The 20,946-nt window shown below is 65.5% G+C and carries 12 protein-coding genes and 3 rRNA genes; 6 read left to right on the plus strand and 9 right to left on the minus strand.

All coding sequences use genetic code 11. From position 1 onward, the window contains the following. Window positions 1–62 precede the first annotated feature (62 nt). On the minus strand, window positions 63–938 hold the full coding sequence (locus ACW9PK_RS02885; protein WP_064846617.1) for a DsbA family protein: 876 nt from the start codon (window positions 936–938) through the stop codon (window positions 63–65). A gap of 246 nt (window positions 939–1,184) precedes the next feature. Here ACW9PK_RS02885 and ACW9PK_RS02890 point away from each other — a divergent pair, with 246 nt between their 5' ends. The 3 genes from ACW9PK_RS02890 to ACW9PK_RS02900 are packed head-to-tail and all read left to right on the plus strand — an operon-like array spanning window position 1,185 to window position 4,801. Then, complete coding sequence (locus ACW9PK_RS02890; protein ID WP_457016408.1) at window positions 1,185–2,729, plus strand: alpha,alpha-trehalose-phosphate synthase (UDP-forming); 1,545 nt, start codon at window positions 1,185–1,187, stop codon at window positions 2,727–2,729. Beyond that, the gene (gene otsB, locus ACW9PK_RS02895; protein ID WP_457016409.1) at window positions 2,722–3,519 is read left to right on the plus strand and encodes a trehalose-phosphatase; all 798 of its coding nucleotides are present in this window, start codon (window positions 2,722–2,724) and stop codon (window positions 3,517–3,519) included. The genes ACW9PK_RS02890 and otsB overlap by 8 nt, the downstream gene beginning before the upstream one ends. Before the next feature lies 1 nt (window position 3,520). After that, entirely contained in the window at window positions 3,521–4,801 is a 1,281-nt protein-coding gene (locus ACW9PK_RS02900) for a DUF4032 domain-containing protein (RefSeq protein WP_144998624.1), read from the plus strand. Here ACW9PK_RS02900 and ACW9PK_RS02905 read toward each other — a convergent pair. From ACW9PK_RS02905 to ACW9PK_RS02920, 4 genes are read right to left on the minus strand one after another with little or no spacing between them, the layout of a single operon-like run. After that, window positions 4,798–5,418, minus strand: coding sequence for a TetR/AcrR family transcriptional regulator (locus tag ACW9PK_RS02905; protein ID WP_064846614.1), 621 nt, complete (start codon window positions 5,416–5,418; stop codon window positions 4,798–4,800). The genes ACW9PK_RS02900 and ACW9PK_RS02905 overlap by 4 nt on opposite strands. A 2-nt stretch (window positions 5,419–5,420) precedes the next feature. Next, complete coding sequence (locus ACW9PK_RS02910; RefSeq protein WP_064846613.1) at window positions 5,421–6,236, minus strand: ferritin family protein; 816 nt, start codon at window positions 6,234–6,236, stop codon at window positions 5,421–5,423. Between the two features lie 3 nt (window positions 6,237–6,239). Next, complete coding sequence (locus tag ACW9PK_RS02915; protein ID WP_457016410.1) at window positions 6,240–8,498, minus strand: HAD-IB family hydrolase; 2,259 nt, start codon at window positions 8,496–8,498, stop codon at window positions 6,240–6,242. Next, window positions 8,495–9,478: a hypothetical protein gene (locus ACW9PK_RS02920; protein ID WP_457016411.1), complete on the minus strand. Its 984-nt coding sequence runs from the start codon at window positions 9,476–9,478 to the stop codon at window positions 8,495–8,497. The genes ACW9PK_RS02915 and ACW9PK_RS02920 overlap by 4 nt, the downstream gene beginning before the upstream one ends. Before the next feature lie 97 nt (window positions 9,479–9,575). Here ACW9PK_RS02920 and ACW9PK_RS02925 point away from each other — a divergent pair, with 97 nt between their 5' ends. The 3 genes from ACW9PK_RS02925 to ACW9PK_RS02935 are packed head-to-tail and all read left to right on the plus strand — an operon-like array spanning window position 9,576 to window position 12,931. After that, complete coding sequence (locus ACW9PK_RS02925) at window positions 9,576–10,358, plus strand: SDR family NAD(P)-dependent oxidoreductase (protein WP_064846610.1); 783 nt, start codon at window positions 9,576–9,578, stop codon at window positions 10,356–10,358. 4 nt (window positions 10,359–10,362) lie between these two features. Beyond that, the gene (locus tag ACW9PK_RS02930; RefSeq protein ID WP_240505691.1) at window positions 10,363–11,226 is read left to right on the plus strand and encodes a lysophospholipid acyltransferase family protein; all 864 of its coding nucleotides are present in this window, start codon (window positions 10,363–10,365) and stop codon (window positions 11,224–11,226) included. Between the two features lie 28 nt (window positions 11,227–11,254). Next, window positions 11,255–12,931 carry an FAD-binding oxidoreductase gene (locus tag ACW9PK_RS02935; RefSeq protein WP_368844417.1) on the plus strand — a complete coding sequence of 559 codons (1,677 nt, stop codon included), beginning with the start codon at window positions 11,255–11,257 and terminating at the stop codon, window positions 12,929–12,931. 59 nt (window positions 12,932–12,990) lie between these two features. Here the strand turns inward: ACW9PK_RS02935 and ACW9PK_RS02940 are convergent, their stop codons facing one another. The 4 genes from ACW9PK_RS02940 to ACW9PK_RS02955 form a co-directional block, all read right to left on the minus strand. Beyond that, window positions 12,991–15,006 carry an acetoacetate--CoA ligase gene (locus ACW9PK_RS02940; RefSeq protein WP_085107067.1) on the minus strand — a complete coding sequence of 672 codons (2,016 nt, stop codon included), beginning with the start codon at window positions 15,004–15,006 and terminating at the stop codon, window positions 12,991–12,993. Window positions 15,007–15,340: 334 nt separating this feature from the next. Further along, window positions 15,341–15,457, minus strand: a 5S ribosomal RNA gene (gene rrf, locus ACW9PK_RS02945). A gap of 224 nt (window positions 15,458–15,681) precedes the next feature. Continuing rightward, window positions 15,682–18,809, minus strand: a 23S ribosomal RNA gene (locus ACW9PK_RS02950). Window positions 18,810–19,247: 438 nt separating this feature from the next. Next, window positions 19,248–20,779, minus strand: a 16S ribosomal RNA gene (locus ACW9PK_RS02955). The 16S, 23S and 5S rRNA genes sit together here, the layout of an rRNA operon. Window positions 20,780–20,946: the final 167 nt, after the last annotated feature.

Consider the following 20,946-nt stretch of genomic DNA (forward strand, 5'->3'; position numbering starts at 1 on the left):
AGACGATGAGAGCCCCGGTCGGGATGACCGGGGCTCTCGTCGCGTCGGGGGCACCGCCCGCGTCACTTCTTCTCGTCGACCGCCTTCTTCAGTGCGTCCTGGAAGTTGCCTTCCTCGTAGCGCTTGCCGTCGATGAAGATGGTGGGCGTCCCGGCCACACCGTTGTTGATGGACTCGCGGGACATCACGTTGACCATGGGGCGGTAGGTGTTCTCACCGAGCTGGCCCGCCGTCACGTTCGCGCCGTGCTTGTTGGCGATGTCCGCGATCTGCTGGTTGCTCAGGCCGCCGGTGCCCTGGTGGCTGAACAGCTCCTGGGCGAACTCCATGTACTGGTCGCTGTCGACCTGCTCGGCGACCACGTAGGCCGCGTTGGCGGCGCGGGACGAGTACTGATCGCGGGTGGCCCGGTCCAGGAAGTTGAGGTTGCGGTACTCCACCTGCACGTCACCGGCGTCCACGGCCCGCTTGATCGCGTCCGCGTTCTGCTTCTCGAAGTCGGCGCAGTGCACGCACTCGAAGTCCTGGAAGATCACGACCTGCACGGGCTTGCCGTTGCTCGCGGCCTGGTCCTGGTCCACGACCCCCGGGGGCGTCTTGGAGGTGTCCGCGGTGGCAGCGGGCTCGGGCTCCTGGGAGAGGTCCCGTTCCTGGACGTCCGAGCTGTTCTGCACGATCCCGTCCTTCGTGACCGTGATGCCGCCGTACTGGTTGGCGCTCGCGGGCACGGGGCCGGCGTCGGGGATCCTGGCCCTGTTGTTCTGCCACACGACCACCCCGATGATCAGCGCGATGATCACGAGCAGCGCGATGACGGCGGCGATCAGCCCCACGGGTTTACCGTTGGAGCGGCGGGACTGCCGGTCTGCGATCTGGCGTGCCCGCTCCCGGGCCTGGTCCGAGGACGAGGAACCGGCGGTGTTGTTCTTGGAAGCCATGGGGCCCGGGTTTCCTTCCGATGTGCTACACGGGTGTCGGTCTTCGTCCCCAGATTACCCGGGCCCGGCGGGGCCTCGATTCAGCCCGTTCCCAGCTGCCGGGGACGATGCCGCTCGGGCCCCGTCGCGGCCGCCCCGCACCGGCGCGGCGTCGTGCTCCCGTCCCGGCGGCGACTTCTCCCCCGGTGCCGGTGGTACGCACACTTAGGATGGGGGTGAACAGCCGCCCCGGGGAAGGAAGCGATCATGTCCGCAGACCAGTCTCTTGAGAAGGTGCCCGTCCCGCAGGACGGCTACGACTTCGTGGTGGTGTCCAACCGCCTTCCCGTGGACCGGGACGTGGACGAGGACGGCAACAGCACGTGGCGCCGCTCCCCCGGCGGGTTGGTGAGCGCCCTGGCACCCGTGATGGCCCAGCGCGACGGCGCGTGGGTGGGGTGGCACGGCGCCCCGGACGAGACGCTGGAGCCGTTCGACCACGACGTCTTCCATCTCGTGCCAGTGAGCCTGTCCGAGCTCGAGGTCAAGCGCTACTACGAGGGCTTCTCGAACGCCACGCTGTGGCCGCTGTACCACGATGTCATCGCGCCGCCCGAGTTCCACCGCACGTGGTGGTACGCGTACCGTCGCGTCAACGAGCGCTTCGCGCGCCGGGCCGCGGAGACGGCCTCCCAGGGTGCGACGGTGTGGGTCCAGGACTACCAGTTGCAGTTGGTGCCGCGCATGCTGCGTCGGTTGCGCCCGGACGTGACCATCGGGTTCTTCAACCACATCCCGTTCCCGCCCACCGAGATCTACTCCCAGTTGCCGTGGCGCAAGGCCGTGCTGGAGGGTCTCACGGGTGCGGACCTGATCGGCTTCCAGCGCCCCGGGGACGCCCAGAACTTCCAGCGCTGCGTGCGCAAGTACCTGGGGGTGCAGTTCACCAAGGGCAGCGCCCGGTTCTCCGAGGACACGGCGGACGGCGAGAGCACCGAGTGGGCCATCAACGCGGGCTCGTACCCCATCTCGATCGACGTGGAATCCATCAAGGAACTCGCGTCGGACCCGCAGGTCCAGGCCCGGGCGCGGGAGATCCGCGAGGAGCTGGGCAACCCGGACACCGTGTTCCTGGGAGTGGACCGCCTGGACTACACCAAGGGCATCCGGCACCGCATCAAGGCCTACGGCGAGCTGCTCGAGGACGGGGAGATCTCCGTGGAGAACTCGGTGCTCGTCCAGGTCGCGAGCCCGTCGCGCGAGCGCGTGGACTCCTACCGGCAACTGCGCGAACTCGTGGAGGGCATGGTGGGGCGGATCAACGGCCAGTTCGACACCATTTCCCACACCGCCGTCCGCTACCTGCACCACGGCTACCCGTTCGAGGAGATGGTGGCCCTGTACCTCGCCGCGGACGTCATGCTCGTCACGGCCCTGCGGGACGGGATGAACCTCGTGGCCAAGGAGTACGTCGCGGCCCGGCAGGACCGCTCGGGTCGACTCGTGCTCTCGGAGTTCACCGGCGCCGCCGAGCAGCTCAAGCAAGCGGTGCTCGTCAACCCGCACGACATCGACGGGCTCAAGTCCGCCATGCTGCACGCGCGGGACATGTCCGACGCCGAGGCCCGCAAGCGCATGTCCTCGATGCGCCGGCAGGTGCTCACGCACGACGTCGTCGACTGGTCCCACCGTTTCCTCGACGACCTCGCCGCGCACGCCCCGGAGCTCGAGCAGGGCGCCGCGCCCGGGCGGGATTCCGCGCGCGACGACGGCGCCGCGGCCGACACGACGCCCGGAGCGGATCGTGACTGACTCGCTCGCGGACGCCCTCGCCACCGCGGCCACGGCCGACACCATGTTGCTGGCCCTGGACTTCGACGGCACCCTGGCACCGTTCACCGAGGACCCCGCGGATTCCCGGCCTCTGCCCGCCGCGCGGGACGCGCTCGACGCGCTCGCCGGACTGCCCCGCACCACGGTCGCGATCATCTCGGGGCGGCCCCTCGAGTTCCTGCGCACCGTGGTGGACCCGCGGCGCCGCATGGTGCTCTCCGGTTCGCACGGCGCGGAGCTGGACCTCGGCGCCGCGCCCGGCTCCGGTGCGGACACCGAGATCGAACTGACCGAGGACCAGTTGGCATTGCTGGACCGGGCGATCGATGCGACGTACGGGTTCGTGCAGCGCTACCCGGGCTCACGGGCGGAACTCAAACCCGCGGGGGTGGCCTTCCACACGCGTCCCATGGAGGACCCGGACACCGCCCGGCGAGCGCTGGACGAGATGACCGAGGCCTATGCCGCGATGCCCGGCCTGCGATTGACCCCGGGTCAGCAGGTCATCGAGTGCTCGGTGCTCAGCGCGACCAAGGGGGACGGTCTCACGGCCATCCGCGGGGCCGTGCACCCGCAGGTCACGGTCTTTGCCGGTGACGACGACACCGACGAGGACGCCATGGCGATCCTGGGACCCCACGACGTGGGGATCAAGGTGGGCACCAAGGACTCCGCGGCCCCGTGGCGCGTGGCGGATCCGGACGAACTGACCCGGCTGCTCACGGAATTGGCCCGGCAGCGGGCCCGTGCGGTGACTAGCATGAACTGACATGACCGCCTCCCCGTCCCCCGAGCCCGCGGCGCCGAGCCCCCCGCCCGCTCACCGCGGTGTCTCCATCAACACGGCCTTCCCGGAGCCGGGCCTGCTGGAACTGCCGTGGGACACGCCCCTCGAGGACTGGCCCGAGCAGGTGCTCGCGGCGTACCCGCGCGGGATCTCGCGCCACGTGGTGCGCTTCGCGCGGGTCGGGGAGAAGGTCGTGGCGGTCAAGGAGACCACTCAGTACTATGCCCGGCGCGAGTACGGGCTGCTGCGCAAGCTCCAACGCATGACCACGCCCTCCGTGGTCCCGGACTCGGTGGTCACGGACCGCTACTCCCCCGACGGCGAGTTGCTGCCCGCCGCGCTCGTCACGGAACACCTGAGTTTCTCGTTGCCCTACCGCACGATCTTCGAGCAGGTCCCCTCACCGGGGACCATCGACCGGTTGGTGGACGCCCTCGCGTCCCTGATCGTGCAACTGCACCTGTCCGGTTTCTACTGGGGGGACGTGTCCCTGTCCAACACGCTGTTCCGACGCGACGCCGGGGAGTTCGCCGCCTACCTCGTGGACGCCGAGACCGGCGAACTGCACCCGCAGCTCACGCGGGGTCAGCGCGAGTACGACATCGAGCTCGCCAGGACCAACGTGGCCGGTGAGGTCATGGACCTGCTGGCCGGGGAGCACATGCAGCAGCGCCTGGCCCAGGCCGGGGTGGATCCGGCCTCGGTGGACCCGTTCGCGGTCTCGGAACGGCTCGTGGACACCTACACCGGGCTGTGGGACGAGCTGACCGCGACCGAGATCTTCCCCGTGGGTGACCGGTGGCGGGTCCAGGCGCGCGTGCAACGGCTCAACGACCTGGGCTTCGACGTGGAGGAGGCCTCCATGGACGCGGACGAGTCTGGTCAGGTCCACCTGCGCCCGCGGGTCGTGGAACCGGGCCACCACGCGCGCAGGTTGTTGCACCTCACGGGGTTGAACACCCAGGAGAACCAGGCCCGGCGCATCCTCACGGACATCGACCAGTTCGGGCACGCGCTCTACCCCGGTCTGCCCGAGGACCTCACCGCCCAGTTGTGGATGCGCGAGATCTTCGTGCCCATCATGGCGGCCGTTCCCGCCGAGTTGCGGCGCAAACGGGAACCGGCGCAGATGATCCACGAGGTGCTCGAGCACCGCTGGTTCATGTCGGAGAAGGCCGGCAAGGACGTCCCCACGCAGGACGCCGTCCAGGACTACGTGCAGTCCTACCTGACCGAACGCCCGGACGAGAAGGACGTGTTCTAGTCCGCCGCGGGTCGCGTGGTGATCAGGTCCGTGACGGCGCGGTGCACCCGCGCGGTCCAGTTCTCGTCCAGCGAGCCATAGCGCGCCACGTGCGCGTACGCCGCCCCCAGGATGAAATCCACGACCATGTCCAGGTCCACGGTGTCCCGGATCAGTCCCCGGTCCTTGTCCCGTTGCAACAGTTTGCGCAGCGCATCCAAGCGTGGGCGCACCACGGTGGCCCGCAGCACCTGCGCAGTGGCCGAATGTGGTTCCTGCAGCAGGGTGATGGCCACGCCGAGTCCCATGTCCCGCAGGAGAATGTCCACGGCCGCGGTGAGCGCCTGCTCCCACGTGGCGTCCGGCGCCAGCGGTGCGGTCGCGGTGACCGTGTGCTCGAGCGCGGCCTCCAACAGTTGCGTGCTGTTGGCGTAGCGGCGGTAGATCGAGGTTTTGGCCACGCCGGTGCGGGCGGACACCGCCTCGATCGTGACCCGCCGGGGCCCGCCCTCCCGGAGCAGGCGCAACGCCCCCGCCACGATCTTGCGATCGGTGCGGGCCGTGCGGGGGTCCACGGAAGCGGCGTCGGCGCGTTCGGGCGCGGACGCGGATCGCGAACCAGCGGGGTGCGCGTTCATGATCAGGCGGGGACGGTGTCCCGGACGGGCGCCTCACGGGCCGGCGCCGTGGCCCTGCGGAAGATCTGCAGTCCCGCCATACCGGGCAGTCTGGCAATGTTCGCGTCCAACCGGTCGATCTCGTGGGCCCCGCCCCCGCCACCGAAGAGGTGGCGCATCACGTGGCCCACCTCGCGGTCGTCCATGACCCCGGAGCCCACGGGGGCCCAGAACTTGCGCAGGGCGAAGCGCGTGAGGCGCTGGGCCTTGCGGGACGCTTCCAGGCGGCGTCGTGCCTGGGTCGCGTAGAAGGCCACGTGGCGGGACTCCTGGTGGGCGATCCGCTGCAGCAGCACCGCGAGCACCGGGTGCTTCTCGAGGGACGCCATGCGCCGGTAGGCCGCCACGGCGGACCACTCGTTGGCCGCGCCCCACGCCATGTGCGTGGCGATGAAGTCCACGCCCACCATGTTGGACAGCAGCGACTGCTTGAGAGGCTTGAGCGACTCGGACCAGCCGAGCTTCATGCGCTTGGCCTTGATCTCGTCGTAGTCCACCACGATCCCGTGCATCCCGAGCACCTCCGCGAGTGCCTCACCGTGCCAGTACTCCTCGCGGTTCCACATGGTCATGAAGGTGGAGACGTCCTGGTCCTGGTGGGACGGCGTGACGAGCATGTCCCGCATGTAGCACACGGTGTGGTATTCGACGTCGCACATGTAGCGCAGGCAGCGCAGCGAGTCCTCGGACAGCGGGTTGGTCAGAAACTCGTCCATGTCCAGGTCCGACCACTTGACCCGCGCCGAGGTCTCCGCGAACTTGTCGATGTTGAACGCCATGACTCAGACCTTCCTCCAGTCCTCTACGGGCCAATGGGCCTTCTTGGCACGCCGGTACAGGGGCAGGTCGGGGTTCACCGCGTACGGGTGGCCCACGAGGGACAACCAGCTCACGTCCGCCACGGAGTCCCCGTACCCGTACGAGCGGCTCAGGTCCAGGCCGTGGTCCTGCGCGTAGCGCTTGAGCCACTGCGCCCGGGCCTCATCCACGAGCGGCGGGGCCGCCAGGTACCCGGTCAGCACGCCGTCCACCTGGTCCATCCGCCCGGCCACGACGTCGTCGAACAGTTCAGCGACGGGGCTCACGAGCAGGTCCAGGGACCCGGTCACGAGCACCGTGCGGTGCCCCGCACGCCGGTGTTCCTCGATCCGTTCGAGTGCTCCCGGGCGGATGCTGTTCTCCACGACCCGGCCGAGCGACCCGTTCATCAGTTCCTCGACCCGCGCCACGGGCACGCCCGCGTAGCGGCGCAGGAACGCCCGGATGAACTCGCCCCGATCGCGCCGTTCCGCCTTGATGTAGGTGGGGGCGTTGCCGAACAGTTCGGTGAGTTCCGCGGGCCACTGCAGCGGGCTCAGCTCCCGGCGGCGCAGTTGCGCGTACTGGGTGATGATGTTGCCCGAGGCCACGGTGCCCTCGAGGTCGAACACGGCCACGACGTCCGTGCCCTCGTTCAGTCCCCGACTGCGCACGGCCCGCTTGTGCGACGCCGCCTTGGCCCGGGTGTACGCACGGGTCATCTCGGTCAGTGCGGGCAGGTGCACTCTCTGCCAGTAGTCCCGCCAGTCGATGGCCCGCACGTCGAAGTGCTGGTCCTCGGGCGTGCCCTGCGGCAGGGAGCGGTCCAGTTGTCGCGTGTGGGTGTCGTCGAAGATCATCTCCGTGCGCGTGTAGTTCTGGTACAGGTCCACGTAGGTGCGCAGCGAGCCCAGCCCGGTCTGCATCCGGTGCAGGGAATTGGTCCACTCGCGTGTGCGCGCCGTGGCCGGCAGCACCGAGCTCAATCGGCTCCCCGCGGCGGCCAGTTTCTCCTTGACCGCGAGCCCGCGTTCCATCGAGTTGTTCGCGGGGAACTTCCACTCGGGCACCGCGATGGGATTGCCATGGGAGTCCTCGAGCGGGCGCTCGCGGAAGTACGAGCGCACGCTCTCGTACATCTGGTGGAACGGCAGGGGGTTCGAGGCCCCCGAGCACACCTGGTAGTACCGCGCTGCCGGATCCTGGGCGTCCCGCAGCGTGGGTGCCCCATTGGCTTCCCGGTGCCCCTCCCTCACGAGGGCCACGATCGCGTTGACCACGAAGTCCACAGGGATCACGTCCAGCACCGAGTCCGGCAGGCCCGGGAACTCGGGCAGCGCGCCCTTCGCGTACGCCATGATGAGCGGGTCCGCGACCTTGTAGCCGTCGATCCACCCCGGGAAGGGGTGACGCAGGGCGGACTCGATGATGGACGGGCGCACGATCGACAACCGGTGCCCGGCCCCGGCCCACTTCTGCTCCGCCACGCGCTCGCCCAGGGCCTTGGTGAACGTGTAGATGTCCGTCCACCCCAGGGACTGCGCGCGCGTGCGGCCGTGGTCCACGAGCCGGGAGCGCACCCACTCCAGGCGTGCTTCCTCGGCGGCGCGGGCCACGGACTTGGGCCCCTCCTTGCCGCGCGTGCTCGTGGCGCGCCGGATGAAGGACTCGAGACGCTCGGGTGAGCGGGACTCCACCTGGGCGGTGTCCGCGGCGCGGACGGCGGCGTCGTACTCCACCTGCCAGTCCACGTCGTGATCCACCGAGGCCTCCGGGCGCAACCCCTTGGCGATCCCGCCCACGTAGCACGTGGACACGTGGATCACGTGGGGGTCCTGGCCCGTGCTGCGCAGCGCGTCGTAGAGCCCCACGGCGCCACCCACGTTCGTGCGGAACGCCTCGTCGATGGGCGGGTCGAACGAGACCGTGGACGCGGAGTGCACCACCACGTCGAAGGGTTCCGCGATCTCCCGCAGCCCCGTGAGGTCGCCCTCGAGCACGCTCGTGCGGGCGTCGAAGATCTCCTGAGCGCGTTCCCGGCCCACGGCGTCCCGCCAGGTCTTGAAGGACGGCTTGCGCAACAGCTGCCTCAGGCGCGCCTCACCGGACTGCGTGCCCTTGGGTCGGACCACCGCCGTCACGTGGATGTCGTCCGAGCCGGAGAGCAGGCGCTCGAGGACGGCCTGGCCCAGGAAGCCCGTGGCCCCCGTGAGCAGGACGCGAGTCGTGGTGGTCTGGGTCAACGGGATCCTCCGGTGCTTGGGAACGGGTGCGCCGTGGGCGCGGTGGCCACCCGCGCCGACCGCGACGCGGGTGAAAGGGTCTGGTGGGGAGCGTATCGACTCAGTCGCCACTCGCGTTCCACGGCCCGGCGCAGGGGTTCGCTGCCCGCGGTGCCCGGCGTGGCCTGCAAGGGCTCGTCCGCGAGCGCGAACAGTTCGCGTCGCTGCGCGACCGTGGGCGCCAGGTCCCGCAGGAACCGGCGCGCGTGGGCGTGGGACAGGCCCACGGGCCGCAGCGGGTGGAATGCGAAGGTCAGGTAGGCGCGGGCGAAGCGCTGGGCGCGCGGGTCGGTACGGACCCGCGCGGTGGTCTCCTCGGCGAAGAAGCGTTCGTGGGTGGCCTTCACCTCGGCCACGCGCCGCAGCAGCGAGGACAGTTCCGGGTGCCCGGCGCGGCGTTCGAGCATCCGCAGGACCGCGCGGGTGCTCGCTTCCTGGGACCAGCCGCGCGCGGTCTGTCCCGCGACCACGGCCTCCCCGGAGAAGTTGGTCCACACGGAGTCCACCATGGGCGAGAGGTTGTCCAGGGCGGTCTCGACCCGCTCGACCCACGAGTGCTCGGGCGGCTGGGGAGCCCCGGCGTGCGGTCCGTGGGCGTCCAGGACGGCTTGATAGGCGTCCGCGATCCAGTGCCGCTCGTACGCCCACGTGGTCAGGAACGCGGCGACCCGCGACTCCTTGTTGGTGTAGCTGACCACCACGGAACGCACCTGGCCCATGGTGGAGCGTTCCATGTCCCGCAGGTAGCGCAGGTCCTCGAGCACGGCCGGGTCCAGGGGTGCGCGGTCGAAGGCGGCGAGGTCCAGCTGGGGTCGGAAGCTGCCCTGCGCGCGGTACGTGAAGTCCTTGACGTCGAAGCCCGAGCGCAGCACGATCGGTTGTTCCACGGGCCCGTAGAGCCGGCCCTGGCGATGCCGGGCGAGGTAGGACTGCTGGCTCACGGGACGCTCCTTCGATACTCCGTCATGGCTCGCCGAGGGGCGCTCACGCCGGGCCGGGGGACGCTGCGCTACGCCTACCGTAGTGCATCTTAGTGGCATGCTTACCGCTCTCGTGACCGGTGGGACGTCAGGCATCGGTGCCGCGTTCGCACGTTCCCTCGCCCGCAGAGGCTTCAACCTGGTCCTGGTGGCCAGGGACACGCAACGGCTCGAGAGCACCGCCCGGGAGCTCGGCGCCGCACACGGGATCCACGTGGAGACGCTGACCGCCGATCTGGCCGAGACCGAGGACCTGCTGCACGTGGCCGAGCGGCTCGAGGACCCCGATCGTCCCGTGGACATGCTCGTGAACAACGCGGGCTTCTCGGTCAAGGTGCCCTACACCGCCCAGGACTTCTCCCAGCACGAGGCCGGTTTCCAGGTCATGTGCGCGGCCGTCGCGCGACTCTCGGGGGCTGCGGCCCGCGCCATGACCGCCCGCCACTCGGGGTGGATCGTCAACGTCACCTCCACCTCGGGCTGCGTGACCATGGGCGACTACTCCGCGATCAAGGCCTATGCGACCGCCATGACCGAGTCGCTCGCCGTGGAGCTGCACGGCACGGGGGTCCACGTGACCGCCCTGCTGCCCGGGTGGGTCCGCACCGAGTTCCACAGCCGCGCGGGCATCACCGGCTCCTCGATCCCCGACTTCATGTGGCTCGACGCGGACCGGCTCGTGGAGGAGGCCCTCGCGGACGTGGCCCGCGGCAAGGTGATCTCGGTGCCCACACTGCGCTACAAGGTCATGGTCACCGCACTGCGCCACCTCCCGCGCCCCACCGTCCGGTGGATCTCCCGTCAGATCTCGAGCGTCCGACGCCGCGAGCTCCAGGCCTGATCCCATGGCACCCCAGGATTCCTCCCCGCAGCACGACGGCACTCCCGCCCGGCGTCCGCGCGCCGCGTCCCGCCAGCGCCCCGGATCCACGCCTCGGTCGACCCCGGAGCCCCGCCCTCGCGTGTTGGACTCCCTCGAGGGCCACACCGGTCGGCAGGAACCCGATCCGCCCGCTCCCCCGGCGGAGTCGGCGGATCTCACGGCGGCCCACTACACCCAGCCCGTGCGCCGGATACTGCGCCGGATCACCCAGACCGTCTTCTTCCGGGGGATCGTCAACCGCACGATCACCCGCACCAACGTGGTGGATCCCGCGGCCTACGGGGTCAAGGGCACGTGCGTGGTCGTCGCGAACCACTCGAGCCACCTGGACGCCCCGCTCGTGATGAGCGGCGTGCCGCACTACATCTCCCGCGATCTCGCGACCGGGGTGGCCGCGGACTACTTCTTCACCGCGTGGCACAAGAAACTGTTCACGCAGCTGATCTTCAACGCGTTCCCCGTGGATCGTCGCGGTGAGGGCGCGAACAAGGGCCTGTCCAAGAAGCTGCTGGCCGCGGGTGTCCCGCTACTGATCTTCCCGGAGGGGACCCGCTCGAAGACCGGGAAGATGGCCCCGTTCAAGGTGGGAGCGGCGTCATTGGCGCTGGCGGTGCAGGTGCCGGTCGTGCCCGTGGCCCTGATCGGGGCGCACGAGGCCATGCCGCGCGGTACGAGCTGGCCCCGCCGGGGCCGCCCGCCGGTGGTCGTGGCCGTGGGTGCACCCCTGCGAGCGCGGGGCAACGAGAACGCCTACAGCTTCAACGAGCGCATCGAGGCCGCGGTGCGTGCGCTGTACGCTGCGAACCGGCACAGAATCCAGGACTAGTCGGACCCAGGAAAGAGGTTGTTCCTCAGTGGCACACGTGAAGCATCAGAAGTGGTGGGGCTGGGGCGAGGAAGGCGTGTTCTTCGACTACCAGAACAAGCCGGCCTTCGCGCCGTTCGTCAAGAACGCGATCGGGGTGTCCCTGCGGCCGCGCGAACGGGACACCGTGGACTTCGCCACGGCGCGGGTCCCGGCGTCCACCGTGTCCGAGGACGTGCTGACCGTCCTGCGCGGGATCAGCGGCGCGGAGCACGTGTCCGTGGACGACGAACTGCGCATCGTGCACTGGGCCGGCAAGTCCGTCCTGGAACTGATGCAGACACTGCGCAATGATTTCGCGCGTGTCCCGGACGCGGTGGTCTACCCCGGCTCCGAGGACGAGGTCACCGCGATCCTCACCGCCGCCGTGGAGCACGACCTCGTGGTGATCCCCTTCGGGGGTGGCTCGAGCATCTCGCGCAGCCTCCAGGCCGAGGCGGACGAGACCCGCTGCATCGTGTCCGTGGACATGGGCCGGTTGAACAAGGTGCTCGAGATCGACGAGACCTCCGGGCTCGCGACCATCCAGGCCGGCGTGCTGGGCCCGGACATGGAGGAACAGCTCAACGCCCGCGGGTGGACCCTGGGCCACTTCCCGGACTCGTTCGCCCACTCTACGCTCGGCGGCTGGGCAGCCACCCGCTCCTCCGGCATGCAGTCGGACAAGTACGGGGACATCGCGGACATCGTGCGCGGCCTGCGCATGGTCCGCCCGTCCGGCACGGTCGTGCTACGCTCCCTGCCCTCGACCTCCACCGGGCCCAGCCTGCGCGAGATGATTATCGGCTCTGAGGGCCGGCTCGGGATCATCACCGAGCTCACCGTCCAGGTGCACCGGTTGCCCCAGGAGCACGAGGTCATCGCCTACATGTTCCCCACGTGGCAGCAGGCCCTGACCGCGGTGCGCCAGTATACCGAGGCGGAGATCCCCCTCACGTTCGCCCGCGTGTCGGACGCCCACGAGACCGCGTTCTCCTTGGCCACGCAGAAGGCCGCGACCTCCGTCAAGGGCAAGCTCGCCGCCAAGGGCCAGGACGCCCTGTGGGCCGTGATGCGCAAGCGCGGGTGGGACACGGACGCCATGTGCATTTCGTACGTGTGCTTCGAGGGCACCCCCAAGGACGTCGCCGAGCGCAAGAAGGCCGTCGCGAAGATCGCCAAGGCCCAGGGCGCCGTCGTCCTGGGGTCGGGGCCGGGCGCGCTCTACGACCAGAAGAAGTTCGACACCCCGCACCTGCGCGACTTCCTGCTCGAGCAGAACACGGTGGGGGACGTCTCCGAAACCGCCGCGCCGTGGTCGCGCCTGACCACGGTCCACAAGGCCGCGTACGACGCCGCTCAGCGCGCCTACGAGCGGATCGGCAAGACCGGCTGGATCATGTCCCACATGTCGCACTCGTACCACTCGGGGGCGTGCCTGTACTTCACGTTCGCCTATGTGTTCGACGACGAGAAACCGTACGAGGAGTACGAGATCGTCAAGTCCGCGATCCAGCAGTCCTTCGTGGACTCGGGTGCCACCCTGTCCCACCACCACGGCGTGGGCGTGGAGCACCAGCCGTGGATGGAGCAGGACGTCTCCCCCGAGGGTGTGGCCCTCATGAAGGGGCTGTTCCACGCGGCGGATCCGGGAACGAACTTCAACCCGGGCAAGATCGTGTCCTGATCCGACCCACCCATGCCGCAGGCCCCGCTCCCGGTTCACCGGGGACGGGGCCTGCGCCGTCAGGCCCCCGAGGTGTACTTTCGGGCCGCTTCGGCGTACCAGTCCAGGACCTCGGCGTCCTCCGCGGTCGCGCGGTTGACGCTGCTCGGGTCCGCGCCCTGGAAGAGCCTTTTGACGGGGATCTCCAGCAGCTTGCCCGTACGGGTGCGGGGAACGGCCGGGGCCTCGATGATCTCGTCCGGGACGTACCGCGGGGAGATCTTCTCACGGATGGCCCGCACGATGCGTTCCTCGAGCTCCTGCGTGAGCCGCGTGCCCGGTTGCGGGACCACGAACAGGGGCATGTAGTAGTCCCCGTCCGCGAGCTCCGCCCCGATCACCATGGACGCCGCCACGCCGTCCACCTGGTCCACCACATGGGTCAGATCGGCCGAGCCCATCCGGATCCCCCCGCGGTTGATCGTGGCGTCGGATCGCCCGTGCACCACGAACGGGCCCTCCGAGAGCTGGGTGACCCAGTCCCCTTGCCGCCACACGCCGGGGAACATGTCGAAGTAGGCCGCGTGATACCGGGAGCCGTCCGGATCGTCCCAGAAGAACACGGGCATGCTCGGCATGGGTCGGGTGATCACGAGTTCCCCCACCTGGTCGTACACCCGCCGTCCCTCGCGGTCCCACGACTGGGCGTCCACTCCCAGGTACGGGCCCATGAGCTCGCCCTTGTACACGGGTTGATATGGGTTCGTGCCGATGAACGCGCTCGTGACGTCCGTGCCGCCCGAATCGGATCCGAGACGCACCGTGTCGGACACGGATTCGTACACCCAGTCCCACGTGGCATCGGGCAGCGGTGATCCGGTCACGAGGATCGATTTCAGTGCGGAGAGGTCCATGCTCACATTGGGGACCACGCCGGCGCGCTGCATCATGGCCAGTACGCCCGCTCCCGTCCCGAAGAACGTGGCCCCGTTGCGCGCCGCCAGCTCGAGGGACTTCTCCGGTCCCCCGTACACGGGTGAACCGTCGTAGGTGATGATGCGGGAGCCGGTGAGCAGGATGCCCACGAGCATGTTCCAGACCATCCACGTGGTGGCCACGGCGTAGTACGCGATGTCCTCCGGTCCGAGACTGGCGTGCAGCCCCAAGGCCTTCAGGAACTCCAGGATCACCCCGCCGTGGGAATGCACAATCCCCTTCGGTTTACCCGTGGTTCCCGAGGAGTAGAGGATCCACAGGGGATGGTCGAAAGGAAGCTGCTCGTACCGCGGCGTCACGTCGCGCCCGCTGATCTCGGAAAAGCGCAGCGACCCCTCCGGCAGGGCGCCCACCTTGTCCCGCGGTTGTTGGTCAACCACGACCAGTTGCTCCACAGTGGGCAGGACCTCGAGCAAACCGGCGTAGCTCCCCGTCATATCCCGCAGCGACCCGCCGAACTCGTAGCCGTCCACCACGAACAGCACCCGCGGTTCGATCTGCGCGAAGCGGTCCGCGACCCCGGACGGCCCGAAGTCGGTGTTCACCACCGACCACACGGCACCCACGGACGCGGTGGCCAGCATGGCGATCGCAGTTTCCGGAAGGTTGGGAAGTACAGCGGCCACCCGGTCCCCCGGGACGATCCCGAGATCACGCAATTGTTGCGCCACGGAGGCCACTCGAGCTTCCAACTCACCCCAAGTCCAGGTGCTCGGTGCACGTGATTCGTGCTCCCCGATGATGGCGACGTCGTCCGGCCGGGTGCGGGCCGCCCGTAGCGAGTTCTCAGCGTAGTTGAGGCGTGCACCGGGGAACCACTGAGCGCCGGGCATCCCCGTATCCGCCTCCGAGTTCTCGGAGGTACTTAGTGCCTGTTCCCCCGGCCGGGAAGCCACAACGTCGAAGTAGTCCCAGACACCCTGCCAGAACTCGTTCATCTGCTCCACCGACCACGCGTGCAGCGAGGGATAGTCCGGGAGCTCGATCCCGTGCCGGCGTTCTGCCCACCGGGCGAAGTCGAACATCCGCGAGCCACGAATGGAGTCCTCCGAGGGGGTCCACAGTGGCGTTCTCAGGCCGTCATTCAATGAAGTGTTCATGGCCCCATCGTTGCATCCTCGGTGAGCGGCGTCACGCAAGGCGTCACCGGGATGCGATGTGGCGACAAGGGGAATCATTCATTGAATGCCCATTCCCGGAAAGGAAGGAGTAAGGACTCAGAGAGGCTACCCATGGGACACATGGAAAAAGCCCCCGGCTGGGAGCCTGGGGGCGTGTGCTGGTGATCGTGCGTGCATCGGTGCTCGCGAGTGGGCTGGATGTTGGTGGGTGGGCTTGGTGTTCGCGCCGGTGCTCAGGAATAGGCATGTTAAATGGTGGGAGGCCGCGCCCCTAAGGGGGTGCGGCCTCGACCACTTCTTTCTTTCATGTTAATCCCGGCGGTGTCTTACTCTCCCACACCCTTCCGAGTGCAGTACCATCAGCGCTGTGGGTCTTAGCTACCGGGTTCGGGATGGGACCGGGCGTTTCCCCCACGCTATAACCACCGGAAACCCTGCCACCAACCCCCTACACGGTGACTACCAGCAACCATGCGTGGGGTGATGAAACCATGGGGTCCCGTGTTTCGTGGACCAAGCTTTATTATATTACCAACCACTACCCCCAGCCCACCCCACGCACCAGCCTGCGCGGCCGGGTAGGGGTGGGGGGTTGTTGGTGGTCAACCACATGGTGGACGCGAACATCACATTCTTCGAATGAAGGCTATGTGTGTGTAGAAGTCTTCGGTGTATTAGTACCAGTCAGCTCCACGTCTTGCAACGCTTCCACATCTGGCCTATCAACCCAGTCGTCTACTGGGCACCTCACACCCCACAAAGGAGGTCAGGAAATCTTATCTCGGAGCAAGCTTCCCGCTTAGATGCTTTCAGCGGTTATCAATCCCGAACGTAGCTAATCAGCGGTGCTCCTGGCGGAACAACTGACATACCAGAGGTTCGTCCGTCCCGGTCCTCTCGTACTAAGGACAGGCCTCCACAAATTTCCAACGCACGCAGCGGATAGGGACCGAACTGTCTCACGACGTTCTGAACCCAGCTCGCGTACCGCTTTAATGGGCGAACAGCCCAACCCTTGGGACCAACTCCAGCCCCAGGATGCGACGAGCCGACATCGAGGTGCCAAACCATGCCGTCGATATGGACTCTTGGGCAAGATCAGCCTGTTATCCCCGAGGTACCTTTTATCCGTTGAGCGACGGCCATTCCACAATGTACCGCCGGATCACTAGTCCCGACTTTCGTCCCTGCTCGAGCTGTCACTCTCACAGTCAAGCTCCCTTGTGCACTTACACTCAACACCTGATTGCCGACCAGGCTGAGGGAACCTTTGGGCGCCTCCGTTACTCTTTAGGAGGCAACCGCCCCAGTTAAACTACCCATCAGGCACTGTCCCTGACCCGGATCACGGGCCGAAGTTAGATATCCAGAGTGACCAGAGTGGTATTTCAACAACGACTCCACCACCACTAGCGTGACGGCTTCACAGTCTCCCACCTATCCTACACAAGCCACACCGAACACCAATACCAAACTATAGTAAAGGTCTCGGGGTCTTTCCGTCCTGCTGCGCGAAACGAGCATCTTTACTCGTACTGCAATTTCGCCGAGTTCATGGTTGAGACAGTAGGGAAGTCGTTACTCCATTCGTGCAGGTCGGAACTTACCCGACAAGGAATTTCGCTACCTTAGGATGGTTATAGTTACCACCGCCGTTTACTGGGGCTTAAATTCTCCGCTTCAACCCCGAAGGGTTTAACGAGTCCTCTTAACCTTCCAGCACCGGGCAGGAGTCAGTCCGTATACATCGTCTTACGACTTCGCACGGACCTGTGTTTTTGATAAACAGTCGCTTCCCTCTAGCCTCTGCGACCCCGACCAGCTCACACCGCGTGGGTGTTCACCAACCAGGGCCCCCCTTCTCCCGAAGTTACGGGGGCATTTTGCCGAGTTCCTTAACCATGATTCTCTCGAACGCCTTAGTATTCTCTACCTGATCACCTGTGTCGGTTTAGGGTACGGGCGACTAGAACCTCACGTCGATGCTTTTCTTGGCAGCATAGGATCACCGAATTCCCTCACCTAAGAGAGTCCCATCACATCTCAGGCCCATGACCCGCGGATTTACCAACGGGTCGCCCTACATGCTTAGACCAGGACAACCATCGCCTGGCTCGGCTACCTTCCTGCGTCACACCTGTTAACACGTTTACCTCCCCGGATCAGGTCCCACGCTCCCCACACACTCCCGTGACCGTAAACGGCCACGGATCGTGATGGTTCGGGTGGTTAGTATCCCCGGTTCGATAGGGTCGGTTCTTCGTCGGTACGGGAATATCAACCCGTTGTCCATCGACTACGCCTGTCGGCCTCGCCTTAGGTCCCGACTCACCCAGGGCAGATTAGCTTGACCCTGGAACCCTTGATCATCCGGCGGACGGGTTTCTCACCCGTCTATCGCTACTCATGCCTGCATTCTCACTCGTTGAGGTTCCACCACTGGGTCACCCCGCAGCTTCACTACCCCAACGACGCTCCCCTACCCACAACACCACCTCAACCACAAACGGCTCGGCTATACGGTGTCATGCCACAACTTCGGCGGTGTACTTGAGCCCCGCTACATTATCGGCGCGGAATCACTTGACCAGTGAGCTATTACGCACTCTTTCAAGGGTGGCTGCTTCTAAGCCAACCTCCTGGTTGTCTAAGCAACTCCACATCCTTTCCCACTTAGCACACGCTTAGGGGCCTTAGTTGATGGTCTGGGCTGTTTCCCTTTCGACTATGAAGCTTATCCCCCACAGTCTCACTGCCACGCTTACACTTCACCGGCATTCGGAGTTTGGTTGACGTCAGTAACCTTGTAGGGCCCATCAGCCATCCAGTAGCTCTACCTCCGGGAAGCAACACGCAACGCTGCACCTAAATGCATTTCGGGGAGAACCAGCTATCACGGAGTTTGATTGGCCTTTCACCCCTACCCACAGCTCATCCCCTCCATTTTCAACTGAAGTGGGTTCGGTCCTCCACGCGCTCTTACACGCGCTTCAACCTGGCCATGGGTAGATCACCCCGCTTCGGGTCTAGATCACGCCACTACACAACGCCCTATTCAGACTCGCTTTCGCTACGACTACCCCACACGGGTTAATCTCGCGACGTAACACTAACTCGCAGGCTCATTCTTCAAAAGGCACGCTGTCACCCCAAAAGGCTCCAACGGCTTGTAAGCACACGGTTTCAGGTACTATTTCACTCCCCTCCCGGGGTACTTTTCACCATTCCCTCACGGTACTGATCCGCTATCGGTCATCAGGAAGTATTCAGGCTTACCAGGTGGTCCTGGCAGATTCACACGAGATTTCACGGGCCCCGTGCTACTCGGGAACAACGTCACACCACGCACACCACGGTTTCGTCTACGGGACTCACACCCCCTACGGTCTGGCACTCACCACCAGTTCGACTACCACAGCGCCACAGCGCCCGGGGTGGCGACCCCGAGAACAACGCATCCCACAACCCCGATCATGCAACCCTCGCCAGGTATCACACACAACCGGTTTAGCCACCATCCGCTTTCGCTCGCCACTACTCACGGAATCACTATTGTTTTCTCTTCCTATGGGTACTGAGATGTTTCACTTCCCCACGTTCCTCCTCGCACCCTATGAATTCAGATACGAGTGACCACGCATGATACGCAGCCGGGTTACCCCATTCGGAGACCCTCGGATCACAGCTCGTTTATCAGCTCCCCGAGGCTTATCGCAGATTTCCACGTCCTTCATCAGCTCCTGATGCCAAGGCATCCACCGTGTGCCCGTAACAACTTCTACGCCACACAACACAAAACAATCATCAAAGAACACACCACACACACCCACCACACCACCACAACCAGGAATCTAAAAAACCCCTTGACCGTGATCATCGTGTGACCAGATGCACGCGGCGTCAAAGATGCTCGCGTCCACTATGTAGTTGACAAACAACAACCCACCAACACCACACACCCACCACAATGGATGCGTCAGTGCCCCAGGAAACCAACCAACGTAACTTGTTGATCGACAACCCAACAATGTGCCACCACGAACCCCCACACACACCACCACCAACCATCCAAGCCGGCAGTGTTCCCGTGTGCGTAGTATCCGTGTCCGCTTGCTGATATTCCACCCATGAGCAAAACACCCACCACCGACTCAACGGCGCACCACGATCTCGTGGTCTGTGGGGCCACCAGCCACCCGGCCGGTCAGCGTGCTCCTTAGAAAGGAGGTGATCCAGCCGCACCTTCCGGTACGGCTACCTTGTTACGACTTAGTCCCAATCGCCAGTCCCACCTTCGACGGCTCCCCCCACAAGGGTTAGGCCACCGGCTTCGGGTGTTACCAACTTTCGTGACTTGACGGGCGGTGTGTACAAGGCCCGGGAACGTATTCACCGCAGCGTTGCTGATCTGCGATTACTAGCGACTCCGACTTCACGTGGTCGAGTTGCAGACCACGATCCGAACTGAGACCAGCTTTTTGGGATTAGCTCCACCTCACGGTATCGCAACCCATTGTACTGGCCATTGTAGCATGCGTGAAGCCCAAGACATAAGGGGCATGATGATTTGACGTCATCCCCACCTTCCTCCGAGTTGACCCCGGCAGTCTCCTATGAGTCCCCACCATCACGTGCTGGCAACATAGAACGAGGGTTGCGCTCGTTGCGGGACTTAACCCAACATCTCACGACACGAGCTGACGACAACCATGCACCACCTGTACACCAGCCCCACAAGGAGGAAAACCCATCTCTGAGCCGATCCGGTGTATGTCAAGCCTTGGTAAGGTTCTTCGCGTTGCATCGAATTAATCCGCATGCTCCGCCGCTTGTGCGGGCCCCCGTCAATTCCTTTGAGTTTTAGCCTTGCGGCCGTACTCCCCAGGCGGGGCACTTAATGCGTTAGCTACGGCGCGGAAAACGTGGAATGTCCCCCACACCTAGTGCCCAACGTTTACGGCATGGACTACCAGGGTATCTAATCCTGTTCGCTCCCCATGCTTTCGCTCCTCAGCGTCAGTAACAGCCCAGAGACCTGCCTTCGCCATCGGTGTTCTTCCTGATATCTGCGCATTTCACCGCTACACCAGGAGTTCCAGTCTCCCCTACTGCACTCAAGTCTGCCCGTACCCACTGCACACCCGGGGTTAAGCCCCGGGCTTTCACAGCAGACGCGACAAACCGCCTACGAGCTCTTTACGCCCAATAATTCCGGACAACGCTTGCGCCCTACGTATTACCGCGGCTGCTGGCACGTAGTTAGCCGGCGCTTCTTCTGCACGTACCGTCACTTTCGCTTCTTCCGTGCTGAAAGAGGTTTACAACCCGAAGGCCGTCATCCCTCACGCGGCGTCGCTGCATCAGGCTTGCGCCCATTGTGCAATATTCCCCACTGCTGCCTCCCGTAGGAGTCTGGGCCGTGTCTCAGTCCCAGTGTGGCCGGTCACCCTCTCAGGCCGGCTACCCGTCGTCGCCTTGGTAGGCCATTACCCCACCAACAAGCTGATAGGCCGTGAGCCCATCCACAACCAGTACAAACCCTTTCCACCCCCCACCATGCGACAGGAGGTCATATCCAGTATTAGACCCAGTTTCCCAGGCTTATCCCAGAGTCAAGGGCAGGTTACTCACGTATTACTCACCCGTTCGCCACTCATCCACCCAGTGCAAGCACCAAGCTTCAGCGTTCGACTTGCATGTGTTAAGCACGCCGCCAGCGTTCGTCCTGAGCCAGGATCAAACTCTCCGTCAAAAAACATTCAACAGAAACCACCCCACCACCACACCAAACAGCGCAGCAGAACCAGGGCAGGATCCCAGCTGACACCCAACACCCCCAGGAAACGGGAAAACACCCAGGGAACTGTCAGGCCATCAACCAAAAACAAAAAACTTTGGTATCAACAAACTAGACACACT

It is taken from the genome of Kocuria sp. MNB10, from assembly GCF_054073685.1.

Bases quoted from the DNA above. Each gene is read 5' to 3' on its own strand.
- ACW9PK_RS02885 (WP_064846617.1), bottom strand. From the start codon at position 938: ATGGCTTCCAAGAACAACACCGCCGGTTCCTCGTCCTCGGACCAGGCC.
- ACW9PK_RS02890 (WP_457016408.1), top strand. From the start codon at position 1,185: ATGTCCGCAGACCAGTCTCTTGAGAAGGTGCCCGTCCCGCAGGACGGC.
- ACW9PK_RS02900 (WP_144998624.1), top strand. From the start codon at position 3,521: ATGACCGCCTCCCCGTCCCCCGAGCCCGCGGCGCCGAGCCCCCCGCCC.
- ACW9PK_RS02905 (WP_064846614.1), bottom strand. From the start codon at position 5,418: ATGAACGCGCACCCCGCTGGTTCGCGATCCGCGTCCGCGCCCGAACGC.
- ACW9PK_RS02910 (WP_064846613.1), bottom strand. From the start codon at position 6,236: ATGGCGTTCAACATCGACAAGTTCGCGGAGACCTCGGCGCGGGTCAAG.
- ACW9PK_RS02925 (WP_064846610.1), top strand. From the start codon at position 9,576: ATGCTTACCGCTCTCGTGACCGGTGGGACGTCAGGCATCGGTGCCGCG.
- ACW9PK_RS02930 (WP_240505691.1), top strand. From the start codon at position 10,363: ATGGCACCCCAGGATTCCTCCCCGCAGCACGACGGCACTCCCGCCCGG.
- ACW9PK_RS02940 (WP_085107067.1), bottom strand. From the start codon at position 15,006: ATGAACACTTCATTGAATGACGGCCTGAGAACGCCACTGTGGACCCCC.